This window comes from Luteimonas sp. RIT-PG2_3 (assembly GCF_054902115.1).
In genome coordinates, this window is sequence record NZ_JBUBPF010000004.1 from 329,419 (window position 1) to 353,203 (window position 23,785).

Annotated in this window: 20 protein-coding genes and 1 pseudogene; 8 read left to right on the top strand and 13 right to left on the bottom strand. The window is 67.9% G+C overall.

Translation table 11 applies throughout. The features are described from left to right. Nucleotides 1-25: 25 nt before the first annotated feature. From ACYX7E_RS08430 to ACYX7E_RS08455, 6 genes are all read right to left on the bottom strand, one after another. Entirely contained in the window at nt 26-1,258 is a 1,233-nt protein-coding gene (locus ACYX7E_RS08430) for a cysteine desulfurase (protein ID WP_462080123.1), read from the bottom strand. A gap of 62 nt (nt 1,259-1,320) precedes the next feature. Continuing rightward, nucleotides 1,321-2,589 (bottom strand): Fe-S cluster assembly protein SufD, encoded by a 1,269-nt coding sequence (sufD, locus tag ACYX7E_RS08435; protein WP_462080124.1) that lies wholly within the window; start codon nt 2,587-2,589, stop codon nt 1,321-1,323. Further along, nucleotides 2,589-3,353, bottom strand: coding sequence for a Fe-S cluster assembly ATPase SufC (gene sufC, locus ACYX7E_RS08440; RefSeq protein WP_462080125.1), 765 nt, complete (start codon nt 3,351-3,353; stop codon nt 2,589-2,591). Before sufC ends, sufD begins: the two co-directional genes overlap by 1 nt. 185 nt (nt 3,354-3,538) lie before the next feature. Next, nucleotides 3,539-5,011, bottom strand: a complete 1,473-nt coding sequence (gene sufB / locus ACYX7E_RS08445; protein WP_462080126.1) for a Fe-S cluster assembly protein SufB — start codon at nt 5,009-5,011, stop codon at nt 3,539-3,541. Nucleotides 5,012-5,027: 16 nt separating this feature from the next. Beyond that, complete coding sequence (locus ACYX7E_RS08450) at nt 5,028-5,483, bottom strand: SUF system Fe-S cluster assembly regulator (RefSeq protein ID WP_462080127.1); 456 nt, start codon at nt 5,481-5,483, stop codon at nt 5,028-5,030. Between the two features lie 55 nt (nt 5,484-5,538). Then, nucleotides 5,539-5,892 carry a hypothetical protein gene (locus ACYX7E_RS08455; RefSeq protein WP_462080128.1) on the bottom strand — a complete coding sequence of 118 codons (354 nt, stop codon included), beginning with the start codon at nt 5,890-5,892 and terminating at the stop codon, nt 5,539-5,541. Between ACYX7E_RS08455 and ACYX7E_RS08460 the strand changes: the two genes are divergently transcribed. Beyond that, nucleotides 5,891-6,367: an SET domain-containing protein gene (locus ACYX7E_RS08460; protein ID WP_462080129.1), complete on the top strand. Its 477-nt coding sequence runs from the start codon at nt 5,891-5,893 to the stop codon at nt 6,365-6,367. The genes ACYX7E_RS08455 and ACYX7E_RS08460 overlap by 2 nt on opposite strands. Before the next feature lie 92 nt (nt 6,368-6,459). On the opposite strand, the gene ACYX7E_RS08465 is transcribed toward ACYX7E_RS08460, so the two are convergent. The 5 genes from ACYX7E_RS08465 to fusA form a co-directional block, all read right to left on the bottom strand. Further along, nucleotides 6,460-7,149 (bottom strand): hypothetical protein, encoded by a 690-nt coding sequence (locus ACYX7E_RS08465; RefSeq protein WP_462080130.1) that lies wholly within the window; start codon nt 7,147-7,149, stop codon nt 6,460-6,462. 66 nt (nt 7,150-7,215) lie between these two features. Continuing rightward, complete coding sequence (locus tag ACYX7E_RS08470) at nt 7,216-7,779, bottom strand: DUF1439 domain-containing protein (RefSeq protein ID WP_462080131.1); 564 nt, start codon at nt 7,777-7,779, stop codon at nt 7,216-7,218. A gap of 109 nt (nt 7,780-7,888) precedes the next feature. Further along, complete coding sequence (locus ACYX7E_RS08475) at nt 7,889-8,548, bottom strand: tellurite resistance TerB family protein (RefSeq protein WP_462080132.1); 660 nt, start codon at nt 8,546-8,548, stop codon at nt 7,889-7,891. A 274-nt stretch (nt 8,549-8,822) separates the two neighbouring features. Continuing rightward, nucleotides 8,823-9,215, bottom strand: a complete 393-nt coding sequence (locus ACYX7E_RS08480; protein WP_462080133.1) for an HU family DNA-binding protein — start codon at nt 9,213-9,215, stop codon at nt 8,823-8,825. 556 nt (nt 9,216-9,771) lie between these two features. After that, entirely contained in the window at nt 9,772-11,850 is a 2,079-nt protein-coding gene (gene fusA, locus ACYX7E_RS08485; protein WP_462080134.1) for an elongation factor G, read from the bottom strand. Between the two features lie 322 nt (nt 11,851-12,172). Between fusA and ACYX7E_RS08490 the strand changes: the two genes are divergently transcribed. The 3 genes from ACYX7E_RS08490 to ACYX7E_RS08500 all read left to right on the top strand — a co-directional run bounded on the left by ACYX7E_RS08490 (nt 12,173) and on the right by ACYX7E_RS08500 (nt 14,202). Beyond that, on the top strand, nt 12,173-12,607 hold the full coding sequence (locus tag ACYX7E_RS08490) for an OsmC family protein (protein ID WP_462080135.1): 435 nt from the start codon (nt 12,173-12,175) through the stop codon (nt 12,605-12,607). Beyond that, the gene (locus ACYX7E_RS08495) at nt 12,600-13,301 is read left to right on the top strand and encodes an alpha/beta fold hydrolase (protein ID WP_462080136.1); all 702 of its coding nucleotides are present in this window, start codon (nt 12,600-12,602) and stop codon (nt 13,299-13,301) included. Before ACYX7E_RS08490 ends, ACYX7E_RS08495 begins: the two co-directional genes overlap by 8 nt. A gap of 103 nt (nt 13,302-13,404) precedes the next feature. After that, nucleotides 13,405-14,202, top strand: a complete 798-nt coding sequence (locus tag ACYX7E_RS08500) for a glycine zipper 2TM domain-containing protein (RefSeq protein ID WP_462080137.1) — start codon at nt 13,405-13,407, stop codon at nt 14,200-14,202. 152 nt (nt 14,203-14,354) lie between these two features. On the opposite strand, the gene ACYX7E_RS08505 is transcribed toward ACYX7E_RS08500, so the two are convergent. Then, nucleotides 14,355-15,230 carry a hypothetical protein gene (locus tag ACYX7E_RS08505; RefSeq protein ID WP_462080138.1) on the bottom strand — a complete coding sequence of 292 codons (876 nt, stop codon included), beginning with the start codon at nt 15,228-15,230 and terminating at the stop codon, nt 14,355-14,357. A gap of 184 nt (nt 15,231-15,414) precedes the next feature. Here ACYX7E_RS08505 and ACYX7E_RS08510 point away from each other — a divergent pair, with 184 nt between their 5' ends. Next, nucleotides 15,415-17,034, top strand: coding sequence for an amidohydrolase (locus ACYX7E_RS08510; RefSeq protein WP_462080139.1), 1,620 nt, complete (start codon nt 15,415-15,417; stop codon nt 17,032-17,034). A gap of 179 nt (nt 17,035-17,213) precedes the next feature. Here ACYX7E_RS08510 and ACYX7E_RS08515 read toward each other — a convergent pair whose 3' ends face one another. Beyond that, complete coding sequence (locus tag ACYX7E_RS08515; RefSeq protein ID WP_462080140.1) at nt 17,214-18,104, bottom strand: PhzF family phenazine biosynthesis protein; 891 nt, start codon at nt 18,102-18,104, stop codon at nt 17,214-17,216. A 276-nt stretch (nt 18,105-18,380) separates the two neighbouring features. On the opposite strand from ACYX7E_RS08515, the pseudogene ACYX7E_RS08520 reads away from it, so the two are divergent. The 3 genes and pseudogenes from ACYX7E_RS08520 to murD form a co-directional block, all read left to right on the top strand. Then, nucleotides 18,381-20,972, top strand: a pseudogene (locus ACYX7E_RS08520) (bifunctional aspartate kinase/diaminopimelate decarboxylase); the annotation flags it as partial. 74 nt (nt 20,973-21,046) lie between these two features. Beyond that, nucleotides 21,047-22,405, top strand: coding sequence for a UDP-N-acetyl-alpha-D-muramoyl-L-alanyl-L-glutamate epimerase (gene murL / locus ACYX7E_RS08525; protein WP_462080141.1), 1,359 nt, complete (start codon nt 21,047-21,049; stop codon nt 22,403-22,405). Continuing rightward, a complete protein-coding gene (murD, locus tag ACYX7E_RS08530; protein WP_462080142.1) occupies nt 22,386-23,783 on the top strand; it encodes a UDP-N-acetylmuramoyl-L-alanine--D-glutamate ligase in 1,398 nt (465 codons plus the stop codon). Before murL ends, murD begins: the two co-directional genes overlap by 20 nt. Nucleotides 23,784-23,785 lie beyond the last annotated feature (2 nt).

The following is a 23,785-nucleotide window of genomic DNA, read 5'->3' on the forward strand; positions in this document are numbered from 1 at the left end:
GCGTGCACCGGCTGGGCCGGAGGGCTCAGCCCAGCAGCGTGCGGACCTTCTTCAGCGCGGCCACGAAGGCCTCGATTTCCTCGTGCGTGTTGTAGAACGCGGGCGAGGCGCGGCAGGTCGCGGCGACACCGAAGAACTGCAACAAAGGGTGCGCGCAATGCTGGCCAGAGCGGATCGCCACGCCCTCCAGGTCGAGCAGCGTCGCCAGGTCGTGCGCATGCGCGCCTTCGACCAGGAACGACACCACGGCGGCCTTGTGCGGCGCGGCGCCGAAGATGCGCAGGCCATCCACGCGCTGCAGTTCTTCGGTGAGATGTGCCAGCAGTTCGGCCTCGCGCGACGCGACCTGCGCCATGCCCAGCGCGGACAGGTAGTCGACGGCCGCACCCAGGCCGACGAAGCCGGCGATGTTCGGCGTGCCGGCCTCGAACTTGTGCGGGGCGTCGTTGAACACGGTGCCGTCGAAGCTGACCTGCTTGATCATCTCGCCGCCACCGATGAACGGCGGCATCGCCTGCAGGTGTTCGCGTCGCGCCCACAGCGCGCCGGTGCCGGTCGGGCCGCACATCTTGTGGCCGGTCAATGCATAGAAGTCGCAGCCGATCGCGGCGATGTCGACGGCCTGGTGCGGCACGGCCTGCGAGCCGTCGATGACGGTGACGATGCCGTGCCTGCGCGCTTCGCGGCAGATCTCGCGCACCGGGTTGATCGTGCCCAGCACATTGGAGACATGGGCGAGGGCGATCAGCTTGACGTCCGCGGTCATCGACGCGCGCAATGCGTCCAGGTCCAGGCTGCCGTCCTCGAGGATCTCGGCGACCTTGATCGTGGCGCCGGTGCGTTCGGCCACCAGTTGCCACGGCACGATGTTGGCGTGGTGCTCCATCCGCGACACCAGGATCTTGTCCCCGGCGCGCAGGCGCGGCAGCGCCCAGGAATAGGCCACCAGGTTGATCGCGAACGTGGTGCCGCTGCACAGCACCAACTCGTCGGTGCGCACATTGAGGAACGTCGCGAGCTTGCTGCGCGCGGCCTCGTAGGACTCGGTCGCCTCGGTGCCGAGTTGGTGCACGGCCCGGCTGACGTTGGCATTGTGGTGCCGGTAAAAGCCGTCCACCGCCTCGATCACCGTCACCGGCTTCTGGCCGGTGTTGGCGTTGTCGAAGTAGATCAGCGGCTTGCCGTGCACCTGGCGCTGCAGCAGCGGGAAGTCCGCGCGCACGGCCTGCCAGTCGATCGTGGACGATACGGACGGCATGGGCGGCACAGACGACCCTGCGGCAGCGCCATCACGGGACGGAGCGGTGGACGGCGATCCGCTCATCGCGCGTCCGTCTGGCTGAGCGCTATGTTCAACTGCGCCTGTACCGCTTCGCGCAATGCGCCGGCGGCGATCGGCGCCAGCGGCTCGCGCACGAAGGCGGTGGTCAGCAACTGCTGCGCCGCGGCCTCCGGCAAACCGCGCGAACGCAGGTAGAACATCGCGTTGGCATCGAGCTGGCCGACCGTGGCGCCGTGCGCGGCCTGTACTTCATCGGCATGGATGACCAGCACCGGCTGGGTATCGATCTCGGCCGTGTTCGACAGCAGGAGGTTCTTGTTCGACAGGCGGGCGTCGGTGCCGTCGGCACCGGCTTCGATGGTGATGCCGCCGTGGAAGACCACGCGCCCACGCGCATCGCCGATGCCGCGCCACATCAGGCCGCAGTTGGTGTCGCGGGCGTGGTGGCGGATGCCCAGGCGCGTTTCGACGTGGGCGCGGCCGGTCGCCAGCAGCACGCCGTTGGCGGTCAGCTGCGCGCGGTCGCCGAGCAGTTGCACGTCGAGCTCGTGGCGGGTCAGGCCGCCGCCGAGTTCGACATCGATGCGGGTGTAGCGCGCATCGGCGCGCAACTGGCCGTCGGTATGCAGGAAGGAGGTCGCACCGGCCATCTTGCGCTGGATGCGCACATGCGTCAGCTGCGCGCCTTCGGCCACGCGGACGGTCGTGGCGGTGTTGTCGAGATGGCGGTGGGCATCGCTGTCGAGGTGATGCTCGATCACGGCCAGCGACGCGCCGGCGTCGACCAGGACATCGTGGCGCAAGTGCCAGGCGAGGTCGCCGGCAGCGGGCACACCGACAAACACCAGGTGCACGGCGGTTCCGTCGTTGGCGCCAGTGGACGCGTGCACGACCACGCCATCGCTGGCCAGTGCGGCGTTGAGTCTGCGGAACACCGCATCGCCGGGGCGGGCCTGGACGTCGTCCGTGGGCGCTTCGGCCGGCGCGTCTTCGGCCGTGCGCAGGCGCACGCTGACGTGCGCGGGCAGCCCGTCGAGGTCGCTCAGGCCGGTGTCGGCATGGCCATTGACGAAGACCAGGCGCGGCGCCGGGATGTCGGCCAGGCCCGCTGTGGCGTCGATGCCGGTCGCGGCTGCATTGGCGGGCGCGGTGGCGAACGTGCGCCGCTCCAGCGCGCGCAGCGAAGTGTACTTCCAGGCTTCGCTGCGCGGGCCGGGCAGGCCGTCGCGCAGCGCGGCATCGAGTGCGGCCTTGCGTGCCGCATCACCGGAAAAGCCGGCGGCCAGCGATTCGAGCAGGGCACTCATCAGGCGACCGCCTCCGGCGCGACCCGATCCTTGATCCAGGCGTAGCCCTTCTCTTCCAGCTGCAGCGCCAGCTCCGGGCCGCCGCTCTGCACGATGCGGCCATCGGCCAGCACATGCACGACGTCGGGCTTGATGTAGTCGAGCAGGCGCTGGTAGTGGGTGATCACGATGAACGCACGTTCGGGCGAACGCAGCGCGTTGACGCCATCGGCGACGCTCTTGAGCGCGTCGATGTCGAGGCCGGAGTCGGTCTCGTCGAGGATTGCGAGCTTGGGTTCGAGCACCGCGAGCTGGAAGATCTCGTTGCGCTTCTTTTCGCCGCCGGAGAAGCCCTCGTTGACGCCGCGGTGCAACAGGCGGTCGTCGAGGTGCAGCACGGCGAGCTTCTGGCGCACCAGTTTGAGGAACTCCATCGAATCGAGTTCGGCCTCGCCGCGGACCTTGCGCTGCGCGTTCAGCGCGCTGCGCAGGAAATAGGTGTTGTTGACGCCGGGAATCTCGACCGGGTACTGGAAGGCCAGGAACACGCCGGCCGCGGCGCGTTCCTCGGGCGCGAGTTCGAGCAGGTCGCCGTCTTCGAAGCGCGCGCTGCCGGCAGTGATGTCATAGCCCTCGCGACCGGCCAGGATGTTGCCCAGCGTGGATTTGCCCGCGCCGTTGGGGCCCATGATCGCGTGCACTTCGCCTGGCTTCACGTCCAGCGTCAGGCCCTTGAGGATCTCGCGTTCGCCAATCGAGGCGTGGAGGTTGTCGATTTTCAGCATGGCAATGGGAGTCGGAATGGGGAATGGGGATGCGGGAACATGTGCTGGCCTTGGAGCGGCAGGCCGGAAGCCGTGGAGCAGGCAGCCGTGGAGCAGGGGGGCTGTGGACGTCGGCGGGTCGGTGCCATCCGGCAGGGCCGGAAGGGGCGTCGCGACGCGATCCTCCCTCCCGTCTGCCGCGGGTCTCAGCCGACCGAGCCTTCCAGCGAGACTTCCAGCAGCTTCTTGGCCTCGACGGCGAACTCCATCGGCAGTTCGCGGAAGACCTGCTTGCAGAAACCATCGACGATCAGGCTGACCGCATCTTCCTGGCTGATGCCGCGCGCGCGGCAATAGAACATCTGGTCGTCGCTGATCTTCGAGGTGGTGGCCTCGTGCTCCACGGTCGCGGTCGGATGCTTGACCTCGATGTAGGGGAACGTGTGCGCACCGCACTGCTTGCCGATCAGCAGGGAGTCGCACTGGGTGTAGTTGCGCGCACCCTCGGCACCGCTGCCGATCTTGACCAGGCCGCGGTAGGTGTTCTGCCCGCGTCCGGCGCTGATGCCCTTGCTGACGATTTTGGACTTGGTGCGCTTGCCGACATGGATCATCTTGGTGCCGGTGTCGGCCTGCTGGCGATGATGGGTCAACGCGACCGAGTGGAACTCGCCGGTCGAGTCGTCGCCCAGCAGCACGCAGGACGGGTATTTCCAGGTGATCGCCGATCCGGTCTCGACCTGGGTCCAGGTGACCTTGCTGCGGTCGCCGCGGCATTCGGCACGCTTGGTGACGAAGTTGTAGATGCCGCCCTTGCCGTTCTCGTCGCCGGGGTACCAGTTCTGCACGGTCGAGTACTTGATCTCGGCGTCTTCCAGCGCGACCAGTTCGACGACCGCCGCATGCAGCTGGTTCTCGTCGCGCATCGGCGCGGTGCAGCCTTCGAGGTAGGACACGTAGGCTTTGTCCTCGCAGATGATCAGCGTGCGCTCGAACTGCCCGGTGTGGCCGGCATTGATACGGAAGTAGGTCGACAGTTCCATCGGGCAGCGCACACCCTTGGGGATGAACACGAAGCTGCCATCGGAGAACACCGCCGAGTTCAGCGCGGCGAAATAATTGTCGCCGACCGGCACCACGCTGCCGAGGTACTGCTTGACCAAGTCGGGATGGTCCTTGATGGCCTCGGACATCGAGCAGAACACGATGCCCTTCTCGGCGAGCTCCTTGCGGAACGTCGTGCCCACGGACACCGAATCGAACACCGCGTCGACGGCGACACCGGCCAGCCTGGCGCGTTCATGCAGCGGCACGCCCAGCTTGTCGTAGGTGTCGAGCAGCTCCTGCGGGACTTCGTCGAGCGAGGCGTACTTGGCCTTGGGCGCCGAGTAATAGCTGACCGACTGCAGGTCGATCGGGGCGATGTCGAGCTTGGCCCAGTGCGGGACCGGCATGGTCAGCCAGTGGCGGTAGGCCGCCAGGCGCCAGTCGGTCATCCACTGCGGCTCTTCCTTCTTGGCCGAGAGCGCGCGGACGACGTCCTCATCCAGGCCGGGCGCAAAGCTGTCGGACTCGATATCGGTGATGAAGCCGGCGTCGTAGCGACGGCCCAGCTGCTCGTGGATCGCCTCGTTCTGAAGCGGCTTGTTCGCAATCGGTTCTGCGATGTCGGTGGCCATGGGGGCTGCCTACTGTCTATGCATGGGTCAGCTGCGCGGCGATGCGCCGGTCGCTGCTGCCCGGGGAGGGAGTGTTGTCGAGCATCTGCGCCAGGCTGACGTTGCGCAGCGCGTCGGAGACCACGTCGTTGATCCGCCGCCAGTTGGCGCGCACGCCGCACTGGTGAGAGATGCCGCACTGGCTGTGGTCCAGGCTGCATTCGGTCATCGCCAGCGGACCTTCCATGGCCTCGACGATCTCGATCAGCGAGATCTCGGACGCCGGTCGGGCTAGCCGATAGCCGCCACGCACGCCACGGAAGCCCTCGACCAGTTCGGCCTGGGCCAGCGGCTTCAGCAGCTTGCTGACGGTGGGCGCTTCCAGGCCGGCCAGTTCGGCCAGTTCGGCGGCGCTGAGCACGGCATCGTGATGGCTGGCCATGACGGTCAGTACCACGGTGGCGTAGTCGGTCAGTCGGGTCACGCGGAGCATGGATGGGCTGGGCCTCGAAAGCGTACCGAAATTGTACGCTTTCCTTCCCGCCGGCTCAATCTCCGCCGGTTGCGGCGTGACGCTGGCACGACAGCGCGATGACCGTAGCCCTGCTTGATCGCGCCTGCGTGATCGCGAGGGGGAGGGGCATGGAGTGAGGAAGCAAGGGGGCAAGGGTGAAGGGGCAAGGGCGTGCGCGGCCGAGTGCCCTGGTACCGGGTCCGGTCCGCGCGACCGTGTCGATGCCGCCGGTGTCGACGCCATCGGCCATGACCGACCAGGCGGGTTGTCTGATCGCCGGCAGCGACTGGGTCGTGCCGTCGGCGTCGATGCGTCCACCATGGCCGCGCTGGCCGGCTTGCCGTGATTGCTGCGACAATGCCGGCTCCATTGCCAGCCGCCAGACCATGACGAAGAAGCAGAAGAAGATCGAAGCCCGCCTGTCGTCCATCCACGGCAATGGCGTGTTCGCCATCGACGCGCTCGCCAAGGGCGAACGCGTGGTCCGTTACAAGGGCCTGCTGCGGACCCATGACGACGTCGATGCGGCGTATGCCGACGTCGATGAGGACGGCCACACCTTCCTGTTCACGCTCAACGACGACTATGTCATCGACGCCAACGTCGACGGCAATATCGCGCGCTGGATCAATCACAGCTGCAGCCCGAACTGCGAAGCGGTGATTGAGGAAAACAGCAACGGCAAGCGTCACAAGGACAAGGTCTACATCGAGGCCATCCGCAGCATCAAGGCCGGCGAAGAGCTGACCTACAATTACGGCATCACGCTCGACGAGCGGCATACCGCGAAGCTGAAGAAGCTCTGGGGCTGCCGCTGCGGATCCAAGGACTGCACCGGGACCATGCTGCAGCCCAAGCGTTGAGGCATCCGGGGGCGCGATCGCGCGGCATCCGCGCGGCACGCTCCTTCCGGTCGGACCCTTGTCAGCGGATCACTTGTCAGCGGATCAGACGATCAGGGCGCGACCGGCTTGAGGTCGGCTGACGCGATCCGCCAGGCGCGCTGTTCGTTGCTGGCGCCATCGACGACCGCGCGCCGCAGGGTATAGCGTCCACTGTAGCGGCGCAGGCTGCCATCGCTCATCGTCGCCGTGATCGACACCGGGACCTCGATGAAGCGTGATCCCGCAGCGCCTTCGATCTCGCCCGGCGTGCCGGTCGCAAGCGCGACGGTGGCCGTCTGCGCGAAGCCCGCCGCGAACTGTTCCGGGGTCTGTCCGCTGCTGCGTCCGCTATCGGACCACAGGCCATAGGCAAGCGGATAGTTGCGGGTGTTGATCGCAGCGTAGTAGCCCGAGACCACGGCGGCGGCTTCGGCCGGGCCCGGCTCGCTGGCGGCGACGGCCTGATCGCCCGTTGCGGCGTCGGCCTCGCGCAGCCCGGCTTCCGGGTTGTCCTCCAGCGATGGCAGCCCGAACGCTTCGGCCGGCAACAACGGCGGCGGCGACGCGGGCGGTTCGCCGGTCAGCGGCACTTCACCCGGGCCCGGCTTCGACGGCATGCCGGTGATGCCGCCACTGGTGGCCTGCGGCTGCGGCAGCGCATCGGGATTGTCGGGATCATGTGACTGCGTCCCCGCGTCGCCCCCGCAGGCCGCAAGCGATGCCACCAGGGAGAAGGTCAGCAAGGCGGTGGGCGTACGCATGAAAGCTCCGGAAGCAGGACGGGCGGAAGGGGCAGGCGCTGGACGGCGTGGAGGCTGCTTGGGCGGTCAGCGGTCGAGGTGGACGACGATCGTGCCACGCTGGACGTCGACCTCGCCAATGCGCTTGCCAGCCGGCAGTTTGTCGAGCAGGTCGCGATCGAGCTGGTACACGGGCTCGGTGCGCGCGTACTCGGCCAGCAGACTGTTGACGATGCCGCGCGCGCCGCCCTGCAGCAACGCGCCCGAGCCGGGCAGCTCGAACTGCAGGACTTCCGGATCCTGCAGGTGCAGGCCCTGCGTCGCCGGCTCGTAGCGCAGGCCACTGGCCAGCGCCAGACGGCCGGTGGTCGCGCCCTGGCTGCCCAGCGCGCCGATACCGACATCGAAGTCGAGACGGATGCGCGAATTGCCGGACGGAATCGATACGCGCGGATTGTCCAGCGTGACCGAGACCAGGCCGCCGAGCTTGTCGAACTCGCGCGGGAAGCGGCGATCGAGATGGCGCTGGATCTGTGGCGCTGTAAACGCCACCTGGTTGTTGAGCCAGGCCGAGACCGCGCCGATCGTCGAACAGGCCGCCAGGATCGAGACGACCAGCAGCATCAGGGCAGTCCGCGTTGCAATGCGCATCTGGATTCCTCGCGTGGGATGGGGAAGGTGCGTCCCCGGGTGGGGGCGCGATGTCGGCGGGGAGGCCGGAAGCGCCTGCGATCGATACGCAGGTGCTTCCATGAGGGCGTCAACCTTGCTGGCGATAGGTCTGCTCGAGGCTGGCCTTGAGTTCCGGGTCGATCTTCATCTGGCGTGCCAGTTCGTCCAGATAGGTGCGCTCCATGAAGTTCTGCTCGTCGATCGCGACCAGGCTGGCCAGGTACATCTCCGAGGCGATTTCAGGCGTGGTCGCGCTGGCGGCCACTTCGACCGGATCGAGCGGCTTGGCGAGTTCGCGCTGCAGCCATTGCTGGACGTCGGAGCCGATCGGCAGGCGCGAGAACTCGCCTTCGATGACGGCACGCTCGCGATCGTCGACATGGCCGTCGGCCTTGGCCGCAGCGACCAGCGCGGTCAGGATCGCGGCGCTGTGCGTCTCCGCCTGCGGAGGCGGCAGGCGGTCGACCGTCTGTGGCGCGGTGCTGTCGCCCTGCTTCTGCTTGTAGTCGCCGTAGGCCTTGTAGGCCATGACGCCAATCGCTGCCAACCCGCCGTAGGTGGCCAGCTTGCGGGTCTTCTTGTTCTTGCCCAGCAGCAGGCCCAGTGCACCGCCGGCAAGCGCGCCTTTGCCGAAATCGGCATTGAGCAGGCTGCCCGGGCCATTGCCCATCGGCGCGCCGCCGGATGCGGGGCCCGAACTGGAGGTGGCGGATTTCAGCAGGTGGTCGAGGAATCCCTGGAGGCTCATGGCGTATCTCGTGAGAGGAAGGTGGGGGCGGGCGGATGCGCAAGGCGCCATCGCAGCGCAGTCCTCACGATTGTAGGTGGGTGGCGTCAGCAAAGATGAAAGCCGCCTTGCCGACGTTCAGGGATGGGCGGCGGCAAGCCCTCAGCAGATGCTTTCCAAAAAAATCGGGACGGCAAGCCGTGGCGATGCTTCCCAAAAGAAACGGGACGGCAAGCCGTCCCGTTCGTATCGCAGCCTGGCAGCGCAGTCGACTGTCAGGCTTGGACTGCCTGGATCAGGCGGCCGCGTCCTTGAGCTTCTTCAGCGGGCGGACCTTCACCTTCACCGAGGCCGGCTTGGCCGCGAAGACCTGCTCTTCCTTGGTGAACGGGTTGATGCCCTTGCGCTTCGGCTTGGCCGGAACGTTGACGACCGTGATCTTCAGCAGGCCAGGCAGGGTAAACGCGCCGGCGCCCTTCTTGCTGATCGAGCCGTGCACGGCCGATTCCAGCGTCGCCAGGACCGAACGCACGTCCTTCGCAACAACGCCAGACGCTTCGGCGATGTGTGCAACCAGGCCCGACTTGCTCAGTGCTTCCTTGATCGGCTTCGGAGCTGCGGCTTTGGCAGCGGCCTTCTTCGGAGCAGCCTTCGGAGCAGCTTTCTTGGTGGCCTTCTTCTTTGCCATGGGTCTTGTATTCCCTCTGATGGGTTTGTGATGTCTAGGGCCGAACGTGCCGGCATGCGAAATGTAGGGCATCACAATCGAATCGCCAATAGGAAACGGCAAAAAAACAGTGGTTTTTCGCGTGCATCCAAAATCGGGCGGGGATACGGTTCATGCCGGACGATGGGGATCGTCCCTGCGCGATCCACGATGGGCGCGGCGCCTCGGGTGCGGCTGCGCTGCGTTCGTGCGCGTTCGTTGCCGGTGTTTGCCGCGAATGCTCGCGATCCACTGCATGAAGGATCAGCGCTAAGTAGCCTGATTTGCTCGTTTTTGAAGTGCGATCACGCTGCCGGTCTACGCGAGGCAAGGGCGAAGGCGGGAGCGTCGCGAGCGTGTTGCCGATGCGCATCCGCCTCCGGATACCTGGGCCTTGGGTCATGGCGTGGGTGGCATGTGCAGATGACCGATGGTCAATGGCGCATGCAGCACCGCCGATGCATCCGCGCCTCGCACGCGTCGTGGATGCCGCACTGCGGCAGGGAAAAGGCGCGAACTGCGCACGTGGATGCGTTGCTCAGTCGTCCTCGTGACGTGGCTTCCAGGCATCGACCAGGCGTTTCTGGACCTGCGGCGGCACCGGTTCGTAGTGGCTGAAGTCCAGGCTGTAACGCCCCTGGCCGGCGGTGGCGGACTTGAGTTCGGCCGCATACCCCTCCAGTTCCGACAGCGGGACCTGGGCCTTGACGACAATGTCGCCGCGCGTGCCGGCATCGGTGCCGTTGATGCGCGCGCGCTTGCCGGCGAGGCCGCCACTGATGTCGCCCATGCTCGATTCGGGCGCGTTGACCTGCAGGTCGACGATCGGCTCCAGCACCTGTGGGCCGGCCTTGCCGACCGCATCCAGGAAGGCCTTGCGTCCGGCCGCGACGAAGGCGACCTCCTTGCTGTCGACGGCGTGGGACTTGCCGTCATGCACGGTCACGCGGATGTCCTGCATCGGATAGCCGGCCAGCGCGCCTTCGGCGATGACCTGGCGGACGCCTTTCTCCACGGCGGGCAGGAACTGGCCCGGGATCACGCCGCCCTTGACCGCATCGATGAATTCGAAGCCACCGCCGCGCGGCAACGGCTCCACGCGCAGGAACACCTCGCCGAACTGCCCGGCGCCGCCGGTCTGCTTCTTGTGGCGGTGGTGGCCTTCGGCATGTCCGGCGATCGTTTCGCGGTAGGCGATGCGCGGCGGGTGGGTCTCCACTTCGACGCCATGGCGATCGCGCAGGCGTTCGAGCTGGATGCGCAGGTGCAGGTCCGACAGGCCGCGGACGACGGTCTCGTTGGTCTCGCTTTCGTGCTCGACATGGAAACAGGGATCTTCCTCGGCCAGCTTGTGCAGCGCGTTGGCCAGCTTTTGTTCCTGGCCCTTGCTGCTGGCCTGGATCGCCAGGCCGAACATCGGTCGCGGGAAATCGATCGGCGCCAGGTGGATGTGGTCCTGGTCGTGGCTGTCGTGCAGCACGGCATCGACATGCAGGTCGTCGATCTTGGCGACCGCCGCGATGTCGCCGGCCACGGCCTGTTCGATCTCCAGGTGCTCCTTGCCGCGGATGCGGTACAGGTGTCCCACCTTGAACGGTTTGCGGCCGTCGTCGACGAACAGCGCGGTGTCCTTGCGCACCGTGCCCTGGTAGACGCGGAAGATGCCGAGCTTGCCGACGAAGGGATCGTTGACGATGCGGAACACGTCCGCGACCACGTGTGCCTGCGGATCGGGCGTGGTCGTGAACGGCCGTGCCTGGTCGCCGAGGCCTTTCTGGAACGGCGGCGGATTGGCCTCGCCGGGATGCGGGAACAGGCGCGCCATGATGTCCAGCAGTTCGCGCACGCCAACGCCGGTCCGTGCCGACACGAAGCACACCGGCAGCAGGTGGCCCTCGCGCAGGCACTGTTCGAAGGCGTCGTGCTGTTGCTGCTGGTCCAGGCCGTCTTCGCCCTGGTCCAGGTACCGGTCCATGACCGTCTCATTGATCTCCACGACCTGGTCGATGATGCGCCGATGCCAGTCGGCGACCGGCCCCAGGTCGCTGTCGCCGGTCGACTGGCCGTAGCAGTCCACGATCCGCGTGCCATCGCCGGCGGGCAGGTTCAATGGCAGTACTTCGTTGCCGAAGCGTTCGCGCAGCGCGTCCAGTATGGTCGCGCAGGCGGCCGCACCGGCATCGATCCTGTTGACGACGATGACCCGGCACAGCCCGCGGTCCTTCGCGCGCGCCATCATCCGTTCGGTGCCGTGCTCGATGCCGTTGTCGGCAGCGACGACGACCATGACGGTCTCGACGACGCTCAATGCGGCCAGGGCGGGGCCGCGGAAATCCGGGTAGCCGGGCGTGTCGATCAGGTTGACGTGGATGCTGGCGGGCGCGGACGTCGTGGATGCGGTGGACGCGTGGTCGAGGCTCGCGATGGCGGCATCGATGGAGTGGCGACGCTGCCGTTCGATCGCGTCATGGTCGGACAGGGTATTGCCGCGTTCGACGCTGCCGGCTGCCTGCAGGGTGCCGCCGGCATGCAGCAGGGCTTCGAACAGGGAGGTCTTGCCAACACCCGGATGCCCGGCCAGCGCGACGTTGCGGATCTGCTCGGTGCTGTACGGCATATGCCTGACTCTCCTGGCTGGGTCCTGCCGCTGGCGGCATCGATGGACATCGGAAAGTCCGGCCGGTGAGGGCCGGGCGTGCGGCGCGTGCCGCTGGAGCCGTCATGGCTGACTGCCGGGGAGACGCTGCCGTTCGGGGCTGGACCCGGCAGGCGGTCATGGCGGACCTGCAAGATAGCGCGCCGGCATCGCGAGCGTCGCGTTGCATCGCAGCAGATGCAGGGGATGTGCAGGAGGTCCGGCAGGGGCGGTCGAGGGCCACGCACGGCGTCGTAACGGGGCGCGCGGTAATGTGTCGACTCTTTTGTCGAGGAGTAGACCGATGGGCATTACCCGCAAGGCCAACGCACACTGGGAAGGCGACCTGAAATCCGGCAAGGGACGCCTGGACACGCCGCAGAGCGGCTTGCTCGACCAGACCCCATATGGCTTCAACAGCCGCTTCGGCGACGTCAAGGGCACTAATCCCGAGGAGCTCATCGCTGCCGCCCATGCGGGCTGCTTCACGATGGCGTTCTCGGCCAAGCTTGGCGAAGCCGGATTCACCCCCGATGCGATCGACACCACGGCCGAAGTCGACCTGTCGCTGGAAGGCGGGCCGGCACTGAGCCAGATCCGCCTGCGCATGAAGGCCAAGATCCCGGGCATCGACGACGCGCAGTTCCGCAAGATTGCCGACGATGCCAAGCACAATTGCCCGGTGTCCAAGGCCTTGAGCGCGGTGCCGATCACGCTGGAGGCGGAATTGCTTGGATGAAGGCCTGTTCTCCGGTGCGCGACTGTCGGTGCTGTGCGTGCATGGCGCCGGTGGTGGCGGCTGGGAATGGACCGTATGGCGGCAGGTCTTCGAGGCCGCCGGCGTTCGCGTGGACAGCCCCGACCTGCAGCCGGCAGCGTCGGGGCTGGCGCAGACGCGCTTCGAACACTATCGCAGCCAGGTTTTCCAGGCACTGACGCAACTGCCCCGGCCACGTGCGCTGGTCGGGGCCAGCCTGGGCGGCCTGCTGGCGGCCAGTTGCGCCGAACATGCCGATGCGCTGGTGCTGGTCAATCCATTGCCGCCGGCGCCCTGGCATTCGCAGCTGCCGCAACGGCAGTGGCCCGACATCGTGCCATGGGGCACGGACGCAAGGCTGACATCGACCCATCGTGCACTGCCCGACGCCGACGACGCCATGGCCCGGCTGGCCTTCACGCATTGGCGCGACGAAAGCGGCGAGGTGTTGCGGCGAAGCCATGCCGGCATCCGCGTGCAGGCACCGGATTGTCCGGTGCTGTGCGTGGCCTCGATGGTCGACGACGAGGTGCCGCCGGCCCTGACCGCAGCGCTCGCGGCCGACTGGCACGCGGACATGATCCAGGTCTCTGCGGTCAGCCACGTTGGTCCCTTGCTGGGCCGGACCGCGGCCGATTGTGCGGCCGGGGTGCTGTCCTGGCTGTCGACGAGATAAACGCATCTGGACAGCGCACCTGCAAGCGTTTTCAGTTCAGCACGCCTTTAGCCGCGCATCTCTAGCGTGAGCCTCACGCCGATGCCGGCGTGGAGAGTCGACCATGAACCCCATCTTCTACACGGTCCTTGCGCTGCCATTGCTGGCCGGCGCGTCAGGCGGCGCGTTGGCGCAGACCTATGCCTATCCCGCCGGGCGCGAGTCCTATCCGCCGCTCGATCAGCGCGCTTACGGCGACGGTGACGGGCGGAACATACAGTCCGACAACGTGCACTACGAATACGCCCAGGTGGTCAGCGTCCATCCGGTCTTTTACGACGCGCGTGACGCAGGCGCGCGCGGACAGCAGCGATGCTACCGCCGCAACGAATATGGCGAGGTCGTCGATGACGGGCGTGGCGATGACCGTGACTACGATGCCTACGGACGCGAGGTCACGACAGACCGTTACGGCGATCGCGATACTGTGCGGGAGGTCGAGCGTCGCACCGACAACGGACGCACGATCGCGACCGTGGTCGGCGGCATTGCCGGTGCCGTGCTGGGCAGCAAGATCGGCGATGGCAGTGGCCGCTATGTCGGCTCCGCGGTAGGCACGATGGTCGGCGGCATGGCCGGTCGCGGCATCTACGACGCAAACCGTCGCGCACGCCAGCCGCGCGACGGCGTGGTCACCGTGTGCGAGCCGGTGCAGGATGATGGGCGCGTCTATCGCGAGGGTGGCGGCAGCCGCTACTACGGCGCGGACGATCGCCAGGGGGGCGCCTACGGCTATCCGGACGCCGCTGGCGTCAATGCCTATGACGTGACCTACCGCTACGCTGGCCGCGACTATGTGACCCGGACCAACCATCACCCCGGCGAACGCATCCGCATCCGCGTCGATGTGCGGGCGGATTAGCCGGCCTGCACAAGTCGCCCTTTGCAGCCGTCAGCCCGTGCAACCGTCGGCCTTTGCTGCCTGCTGCCGGCGGTGATGCGCACGGAGATGCACGCGGAGTCGTTCAATGCCGTGCGCTGACCTCTACCTGATCTGATGTTGGCAGCGAGGTTTCAGCGCTTGATCCGGTAGGCGGTGATCGTGCCGGGCTCCCAGTTGGGGAGGTAGAGCGCGTCGCCGTCGAGCAGCAGGTCGTTGATCGTGTGCTCCTGCTTGCGCAGGTCCAGCAGGATCGATTTGCGGCCCTGCGCATCGACATGGAACAGGCGTCCCGGCCAATCGCTGACCACGAAGCCGCCCTCGGCCAGCGCGCCGATGCCATCGGCCTTGCCCAGGCCTTTCGCGAGCGGCGCGATGGCGCGTGTCTTCCAGTCGATCGCCAGCAAGCGGCCTTCCATGGTCGCTGCGATCAGGCGATCGGCCTGCGGCAACAGCCCATTGACGCGGGCCAGCAGCGGATCGTCGAGCCAGGGCGAGACCTGGCCGTCGCGCAGCACGTGGATGCGTCCGGCGCTGGAGTCGCTGACCAGCACACTGCCATCGTCGGCGATGGCGACATCGTTGAGGAACTGTGCGTCCGTGACGGCATGGCGCTTGACGATGGTGGCACTGGCGATGTCGATCTCGACCAGGGTGTCGATGTCGGAGACATACAGGCGGCCGTCGCGCACGGCGATGCCCTTGGGGCCATGCAGGCCGTCGATCCAGGCGGCCTCGAGCATCGTGCCATCGCGTCCCAGCCTGCTGATGCTGCCCTTGCCATCCTTGGCCGAGGCATCGCCATCGACATTGGAGACGTACAGGACGCTGCCGTCTTCGCTGAGCGCGAGGCTTTCCGGGTCCAGCAGGCCCGTCGCGGTCCATGTGGGTTCGAGCTGGATAGGCGGTGTGCGGCTGCAGGCGGCGGCCAGCAGCGACAGCGCTGCGATGGCGCAGGCATGACGGCGCAGGCGTCCAGCAGCCATGGCAGCGAAAGCGAGCCTGGTCATCGCGGGGTTCTCCGGTTCGGTGGCCATCAGGCTAACGGATCGCCGCGCCGACAAAGGACAGCGCCGCACGCGCGTAGTAGCATCCGCACTCTTGTCGCTGGGGGAGTGCGGGATGCGTTGCAGGATCGCGGTGTTGTCTTTGGCCCTAATGGCGTGCACGTCCTTGCATGCTGGGGACGATGCGTTGACGCTGCTGCAGGCGGCGCGCATCCATACGCAGGATCCTGCCAGGCCGACGGTCCAGGCGATGGTCTGGGATGCCCGCGGTGCCATCGTCGCGACCGGCGATGCCCGCGCGTTGCAGGCGCAGTATCCCGATGCCCGGCGCATTGATGCCGGTGCGGCGACCGTCGTGCCCGGACTGATCGATGCGCATGCGCATATCGTCGGGCTGGGCCAGGCCCTGACCCATGCCGACCTGGTCGGCACCCGCAACATGGCCGAAGTGATCGAGCGGCTGCGCACCTTCGAGAAAACGCTGCCCGACGATGCCTGGCTGCTCGGCGGTGGCTGGGACCAGAACCATTGGCCCGGCAAGGCCTTCCCGACCGTGGCCGACCTCGATGCCGCATTCCCCGATCGTCCGGTCTGGCTGTCGCGCGTGGATGGGCATGCCGCGTGGGCGAACTCCGCGGCGCTGCGCGCGGCCGCGCAGGATCCCGCCAGCGCACGCTGGCTGGCATCGGGCCAGCCCGATGGCGGCCAGATCATCCGCGATGCTGACGGCAAGCCGACCGGCGTGTTCATCGACTTGGCCGAGCGCGTGGTGTCGGTGGTGGTGCCCGCGGCGACGCAGGCCTCGCGCGACGATGCGCTCGAACGTGCGCTGGCGATGTCGGTGCGGCAGGGGCTGACCGGCGTCCACGACATGGGCACCAGCCAGCAGGATTTCCTGCAGCTGCGACGCTTTGCCGATGAAGGGCGGCTGCCGTTGCGGGTCAGTGCCTATGCCGACGGCGAGAATGAAGCGCTGGCGTGGCTGTGCGCGAACGGACCCTACCAGCATGCCGGCGGACGCCTGCAGATGCGCGGGCTCAAGCTGCTGATCGATGGCGCGCTCGGAAGCCGCGGCGCGGCGATGATCGAGGACTACAGCGACGATCCGGGCAACCGCGGCCTGCTGATCGTCGACGAAGCCAACTACGAACGCATCGTGCGCAAGGGCGATGCCTGCAAGCTGCAGGTCGCGACCCATGCCATCGGCGATCGCGGCAACCGCATCGTGCTCGATACCTATGCGCGCGTGCTCGGCGATCGCGCCCGCAGCGACCACCGCTGGCGGATCGAGCATGCGCAGATCGTCGCACTGGACGACATCCCGCGCTTCGCGGCATTGAAGGTCACGGCCTCGATGCAGCCCACGCATGCGACGTCCGACATGCCCTGGGCGCAGGACCGCGTGGGTCCGGTGCGCATCGCGGGTGCCTATGCCTGGCGGCGTTTCGCGGAGCAGGGCGTCGCGTTGGCGCTGGGTTCGGATTTCCCGGTGGAATCGCCCGATCCCCGGCTGGGGCTGCGGGCCGCGGTCACGCGTCAGGATGGCGAGGGCCAGCCGGCGGGCGGTTGGCTGCCGGACCAGGTGCTGACGCCGGCGGAAGCCCTGCGTGGATTCACCGCCGACGCGGCCTGGGCCAATCGCGACGAGGCCCGGGTCGGGCGACTGGCGGTCGGCCTGCGTGCCGATTTCGTGATCCTCGACGCGGATCCGCTGGCGATCGCGCCATCCGCGCTGGATGACCTGGTGGTGCGGTCAACCTGGGTGGACGGGAAGGCGGTATATGACGCGGAAACGGAAGCGAAGTAGCGGGTGTGCGGGTCCCGCCGGTTCCGACGCAATGACGACCGGCGCGGCGACGAGATTGGGCCACTGCTGCCATCCATGACGCGACCTTCCATCACGTGGCCTGGTTAGCTCCGGAGACGCCGGCCCGGCCTTGCATGGCCGGGCGCTCGCGCTCGCAGCGATGGCCGGCGGGATGACCGTTATGCGCGTGGCGTGGTCCAGTCGATCGTGCCGCGGATCACCGTCTGCACGCGGCCGCCGGACCAGACGTCGCCGTCGTGGTCGACCTGCAGTTCGATGATGGCGTCATGGCCGACTTCCCGGCCCTGGCTGATGCGGTAGCGGCCGTCGTTGCCGGGCAGTGCGCCCTGCGATGCCAGCCACGCAGCCAGCGTCGCGTTGGCTGCACCGGAGGCGGCGTCCTCGAAATGTCCGGTCGCACCGACCCAGGCGCGGACGGCCAGGTGGTAGACCGGATCCGGGCTGCGGGCGAAGACGCAGACGCCCATGCTGCCGGTCTGCTGCGCCAGTTCGCCGATCGCGTTCCAGTCCGGCGTCGCCGCGCGCAGGGCGGCCTCGCTCTCGATCTCGACCAGCCACCAGCGGCGGCCGCCGTCCATCAGCACCGGCGGCAATGCACCCAGCGACAATCCGGCCAGCGCTGCGACGAGCCGGGGATCCCCGGGCTGGCCGATCTCGACGATGCTGGCGCGCGGCGTGCGTACCGCGATCGTGCGCTGCGCGCCTTCGCCCGAGACCCGCAGCGGCAGTTCGCCGGCGATGCCCGACTGCACCAGCAGGCCGTCGTGTGGCACGGCCAGTCCTGACTCCAGCACGGCATGCGCAGTGCCGACGCTGGGATGCCCGGCGAACGGGACCTCGCGGCGCGGGCTGAACATGCGGATGGCATGCGTCGCCGTCGGCGAGTCGGACGCGAACACGAAGGTCGTCTCGGGCAGTCGCGTCCAGCGGGCGATCGCCTGCATCGCACCGTCGTCCAGTCCCTGCGCATCGAGCACGACGGCCAGGGGGTTTCCGGCGCCGGGGCGATCGGCGAAGACATCGAGTTGCAGGAAGCGGCGTGCGGTCATCTTGGATCCTGGGGGAGGGCGTTGCAGTGGGGGCGTCCGGGCAGGGCATCCGCACCGATCGCAATCGCTTGCGGACGGCGGCCTTCGGGTCTGGCGCCGGTGTGCTATGCAGGGCGCGCGATGGCGTGCACGACACGCGCCGGGGGCCACGTTCGGAGGCGGGATGCTCTAAGATTGGACGTTCATGCCTGCCGTCCTGGCGGGGCCGTGATCTTAACCGTTCCGGCCGCGCTGCTCCGTTCCTTTCCTTCGTTTCCTGGATCCTTTTCTTCCGCCATGTCTCCTTCCCTGACCGGTACGCCCTGGGTCGTGCTCAAGTTCGGCGGCACTTCGGTGTCGCAACGCCATCGCTGGAACACGATTGGCCAACTGGCGGACAAACGGGCAGGCGACGACGGTCGGCGCGTGCTGGTGGTGGTGTCGGCGCTTTCAGGTGTAACCAATGAGTTGACCGCGATCGCGGCCGGCGATGGCGATGGCTCGGCGCGCGTCGCCGCGCTGGTGGCGCGCCATCGCGAATTCGCGATGGCGCTTGAGCTGGATGCCGATGCGGTGCTGGGCGAGCGCCTGGGCGCATTGCAGGCCCTGCTCGACGATCCGCGCGCTGCCTCGCTGGCGCTGGACTGGCAGGCCGAAGTGCTTGCACAGGGCGAGCTGCTGTCGTCGACCTTGGGCGCGGCCTACCTGCGCAGCCAGGGGCACGACTTCGGCTGGTGCGACGCCCGCGATTGGCTGGACGCGCTTGAGCTGCCCAACCAGAGCGACTGGTCGCGGCGGTTGTCGGTGTCGTGCCGACGCGAGTCCGATGACGGCTGGCGCGAGCGTTTCGAGGCCCAGCCCACGCGGCTGCTGATCACCCAGGGCTTCATCGCGCGCCATCCCGATGGTGGCACCGCCGTGCTCGGCCGGGGCGGCTCGGATACGTCGGCGGCGTTGTTCGGCGCGTTGCTTCGCGCCCAGGGCGTCGAGATCTGGACCGACGTGCCCGGCATGTTCAGCGCCAACCCGCGCGACGTGCCCGATGCACGCCTGCTGACGCGGCTCGATTACGCCGAGGCGCAGGAAATCGCGACCACCGGGGCCAAGGTCCTGCACCCGCGTTCGCTGGGGCCGTGCCGCGTGGCCGGCGTGCCGATGTCGATCCTCGATACCGAGCGTCCGCATCTGCCCGGCACGCGCATCGATGGCGACGCGGCCACGGTGCCCGGCGTCAAGGCGATCAGCCGGCGCAACGGCATCGTGCTGGTGTCGATGGAGACCGTCGGCATGTGGCAGTCGGTCGGCTTCCTGGCCGACATCTTCGAACGCTTCCGCCACCACGGGCTGTCGGTGGACCTGATCGGCTCGGCCGAGACCAACATCACCGTCTCGCTGGATCCCAGCGAGAACCTGGTCAGCACCGACGTGCTGGCACGCCTGTCGGAAGACCTCGCGCAGGTCTGCCGGGTCAAGGTCATCGCGCCGTGCGCGGCGATCACCCTGGTCGGCCGCGGCATGCGTTCGCTGCTGCACAAGCTGTCCGACGTCTGGGCGACGTTCGGCAAGGAACGCGTGCACCTGATCTCGCAGTCGTCGAACGACCTCAACCTGACCTTCGTCATCGATGAAGCCGATGCCGACGGCCTGCTGCCGGTGCTGCATGCCGAGCTGATCGACAGCGGCGCGATGCCGGTCGACGACGCCAGCGTGTTCGGCCCGAGCTGGCACGAGATCGCGCACGGCAAGCCCGAGCGCGCACCGGCATGGTGGCAACACGCGCGCGGGCGTCTGCTGCAGCTGGCCGAAGCCGAGACGCCGCGTTACGTGTACCACCTGCCCACGGTGCGGGCGCGTGCGCGGTCGCTGCGCGATATCGCGGCGATCGACCAGCGCTACTTCGCGATCAAGGCCAATCCGCATCGGGAAATCCTGCGCGCGCTGGCCGCCGAGGGTTTCGGGCTGGAATGCGTGTCGCAGGGCGAGATCGCGCATGTGTTCGCGACATTGCCTGACCTGGATCCAACCCGCGTGCTGTTCACGCCGAGCTTCGCGCCGCGCCGCGAGTACGAGGCGGCCTTCGCGCGCGGCGTCACCGTGACCGTCGACAACGTCGAGTTGCTGCGCAACTGGCCGGAGACGTTCCGCGGCCGGCATGTCTGGCTGCGGATCGACCTCGGCCGCGGCGATGGCCATCACGCCAAGGTCGTCACCGGTGGTGCGGCGTCCAAGTTCGGCCTGCCGGTGGCATCGGTCGATGCCTTCGTCGAGGCGGCGCGGACGCTGGACCTGCGCGTCACCGGCATCCACGCGCACCTGGGCAGCGGCATCGACCAGCCCAGGCACTGGCGCGAGGTCTACGCCGAGCTGGCTGCGATCGCCGACGACATCGGTTCGGTGGACACCATCGACATCGGCGGCGGCCTAACCATTCCTTACAAGCCCGACGACGCCCCGTTCGATCTGGCGGCCTGGGCCACCGGCCTGGCCGAGATCAAGCAGGCCTGGCCGCGCTACCGGTTGGCGATCGAGCCGGGACGGTTCATGGTCGCCGAGTCGGGCGTACTGCTGCTGCGCGTGACCCAGGTCGTCGACAAGCAGGGCATCCGCCGGGTCGGCCTGGATGCCGGCATGAACGCCTTGATGCGGCCGACGCTGTACGACGCCTGGCACGGCATCCACAACCTGAGCCGCTTCGACGCGACGGCCGACACGGTTTGCGACATCGTCGGCCCGATCTGCGAATCCGGCGACGTGCTGGGCCAGCGCCGGCTGCTGCCGGCCGACACCCGCTGCGACGACATCGTGCTGGTCGCCGACGCTGGTGCCTACGGCATGGTCATGGCCAACACCTACAACCTGCGCGAGCTGCCGGCCGAGGATGTCATCGACACGGACGACATCGCGGACGCTGCCGACCAGCAAGCGGGCGGCGCGCAGGCGAGCACTGTCACCACGGGTTTCGCATGAGCAATTTCGATAAATCCAGTATCCGCGCGTTCCGTTTCGTCCGCTGTGCGTTCGACGCGGACAGCGGCATCGCGCGCCTGGTGTACGCCTTCGACGACGGTGCGGAACTCACCGAAACCGTGACCATCCCCGGCGCGCCCTTCGTGCTCGACGCGTCGCGGCAACAGGCCGTCGAGCAGGCCCTGCGCCTGCTGCACCTGATCGCGGGCGTCAGCTACTACAAGGCGGCGATTCCGCCTGCGATCGTCATCGACGGCGATGCCATCGACGAGGCCACCGCCGCGTTGCTGGAGATGGTCTACGTCAATGGCTTGGGCGAGTTTGCCTATCGCAATGGCCTGACGCTGCAGGGCCACGTGCGCTTCCCCGCGGGCGTGGCGACGACATCCGATGCGGCCGCCGTGCTGGGCCTGCGCCGGCATGCGCTGGTCGCGATCGGCGGCGGCAAGGATTCGCTGGTGTCGATCGAAGCGCTGCGCTCGATCGGCGTCGAGCAAACCGTCAGCTGGATTGGCGGATCGCAGCTGATCAAGGCCTGCGCCGAGCGCACCGGCTTGCCAACGCTGAACATCGGACGCCAGTTGGCTTCGCAGTTGTTCGACTACAACCGCGACGGCGCCTGGAACGGACATATCCCGGTCACCGCGGTGAATTCGGCGATCCTGGTGTTTGCCGCGGTCGTGCTCGGCGTCGACCAGGTGGTGTTCTCCAACGAGCGTTCGGCCAGCTACGGCAGCCTGATCGAAGGAACCGGCGAGGTGAACCACCAGTGGTCGAAAGGCTGGGCGTTCGAGCAGGCCTTCGCCGCGCATGTGCGCTCGCATGTCGCCGCCGACCTGCATTACTACTCGCTGCTGCGCCCGCTCAGCGAGTTGGCTGTCGCGCGGCAGTTCGCCCGGGGCGATCACTACGACGCGCATTTCTCCAGCTGCAACCGCAATTTCCATCTGCTCGGCGAGCGTCCGGTGAACCGCTGGTGCGGGATCTGCCCGAAGTGCCATTTCGTGTTCCTGGCCCTGGCGCCGTTCATGCCCAAACCACGGCTGGTGCGGATCTTCGGCCGCAACCTGCTCGACGATCCGGCGCAGACCGCCGGCTACGACGGCCTGCTGGAATACCAGGACCACAAGCCCTTCGAATGCGTCGGCGAAGGCCGCGAGTCGCGTGCGGCGATGGCGGCCCTGGCCGAACGTCCGGAGTGGCGCGAGGACGCGATCGTCGATCGCTTCGCGCGCGAGATCCGTCCGCAGCTCGACAGCGCCGAACTGGAGATCGCCTGCCTGCTGGTCCCGGATGTCGAGCACGGCATCCCGGCCCCCCTCTGGGATCGGCTGCATGCGATTTTCCAGGCTTGACGGCCAGCGGGTCGCGCTGTGGGGCTGGGGGCGCGAAGGGCGCGCCGCCTATCGCGCGATCCGTCATGACCCGGGGCTGGCCGCGCCGCTGCCGTTGACCGTGTTCTGCTCGCCGGCCGAGGCCGACGAGATCGCGTCCATCGCCGATCCGCTGTTGACGGCGCAGACCCGGGTCGATGGCGACCTGCTGGCGGCGTTCGACATCGTCATCAAGTCGCCGGGCATCAGCCCGTATCGCGAGGAGGCGGTCGCTGCGGCGGCACGCGGCACGCGTTTCCTCGGCGGTACCGCGTTGTGGTTTTCCGCCCATGCCGATGCCCGCACGATCTGCGTCACCGGGACCAAGGGCAAAAGCACGACCACCGCGCTGCTGGCGCACCTGCTGCGCGCCGGCGGACATCGCACGGCCCTGACAGGGAACATCGGCCAGCCGCTGCTCGAGCTGGCCGACGCGGAGGCCGAGTTCTGGGCGATCGAGTTGTCGAGCTACCAGACCGGCGATGTCGCTGCCAGCGGCGTGCACCCCGAGATCGCGGTGGTCACCAACGTGTTCCCCGAACACCTGGACTGGCATGGCAGCGAACAACGCTACATCGACGACAAGCTCGCGCTGCTGACGGCGGCGCGTCCGCGCATCGCGGTGCTCAACGCGCAGCATCCCTTGCTCGCGGGCCTGTCGCTGCCGGACAGCCGCATCTGCTGGTACGGGCGCGAGGATGGCTGGCACCTGCGCGGAGACGCGCTGTACCACGGCGACGACTGGATCCTGGATGGGCGCGCGGTGCCGGTGCCCGGACGGCACAACCGCAGCAACCTGTGTGCGGTGCTGACCGCGATCGATGCATTGGGGCTGGACGCGCGCGCGATGGCGCCGGCGGCGGTCGGGTTCGTGCCGCTGCCGCATCGCCTGCAGACCCTTGGCGTACGCGAGGGCCTGACCTGGGTCAACGATTCGATCAGCACCACGCCGCACGCCAGTCTGGCGGCGCTGGAGGTCTTTGCCGGCCGCAAGATCGCGCTGCTGGTCGGCGGGCATGACCGCGGGTTGGACTGGGCGGATTTCGCGGCGCGGATGGGCGAGGCGCCGCCGGCACTGATTGTCACGATGGGGCAGAACGGCCCGCGCATCCATGCGTTGCTGGCGGCGCAGGACGGGGCGCCTGGATTCCGGTTGGCGTCAGCCGCCGACCTACCGACGGCGATCGCGCTGGCCCGTGAGGTGCTGGAGGGCGATGGCGTGGTCCTGCTGTCGCCCGGGGCGCCGAGTTTTGGTGCGTATCGTGATTACGCCGAGCGGGGCCGGCATTTCGCGCAACTGGCGGGTTTCGACCCGGACCTGATCGCGCAGATCCCGGGGATGGGGGTTTCGGGCGGCTGAGG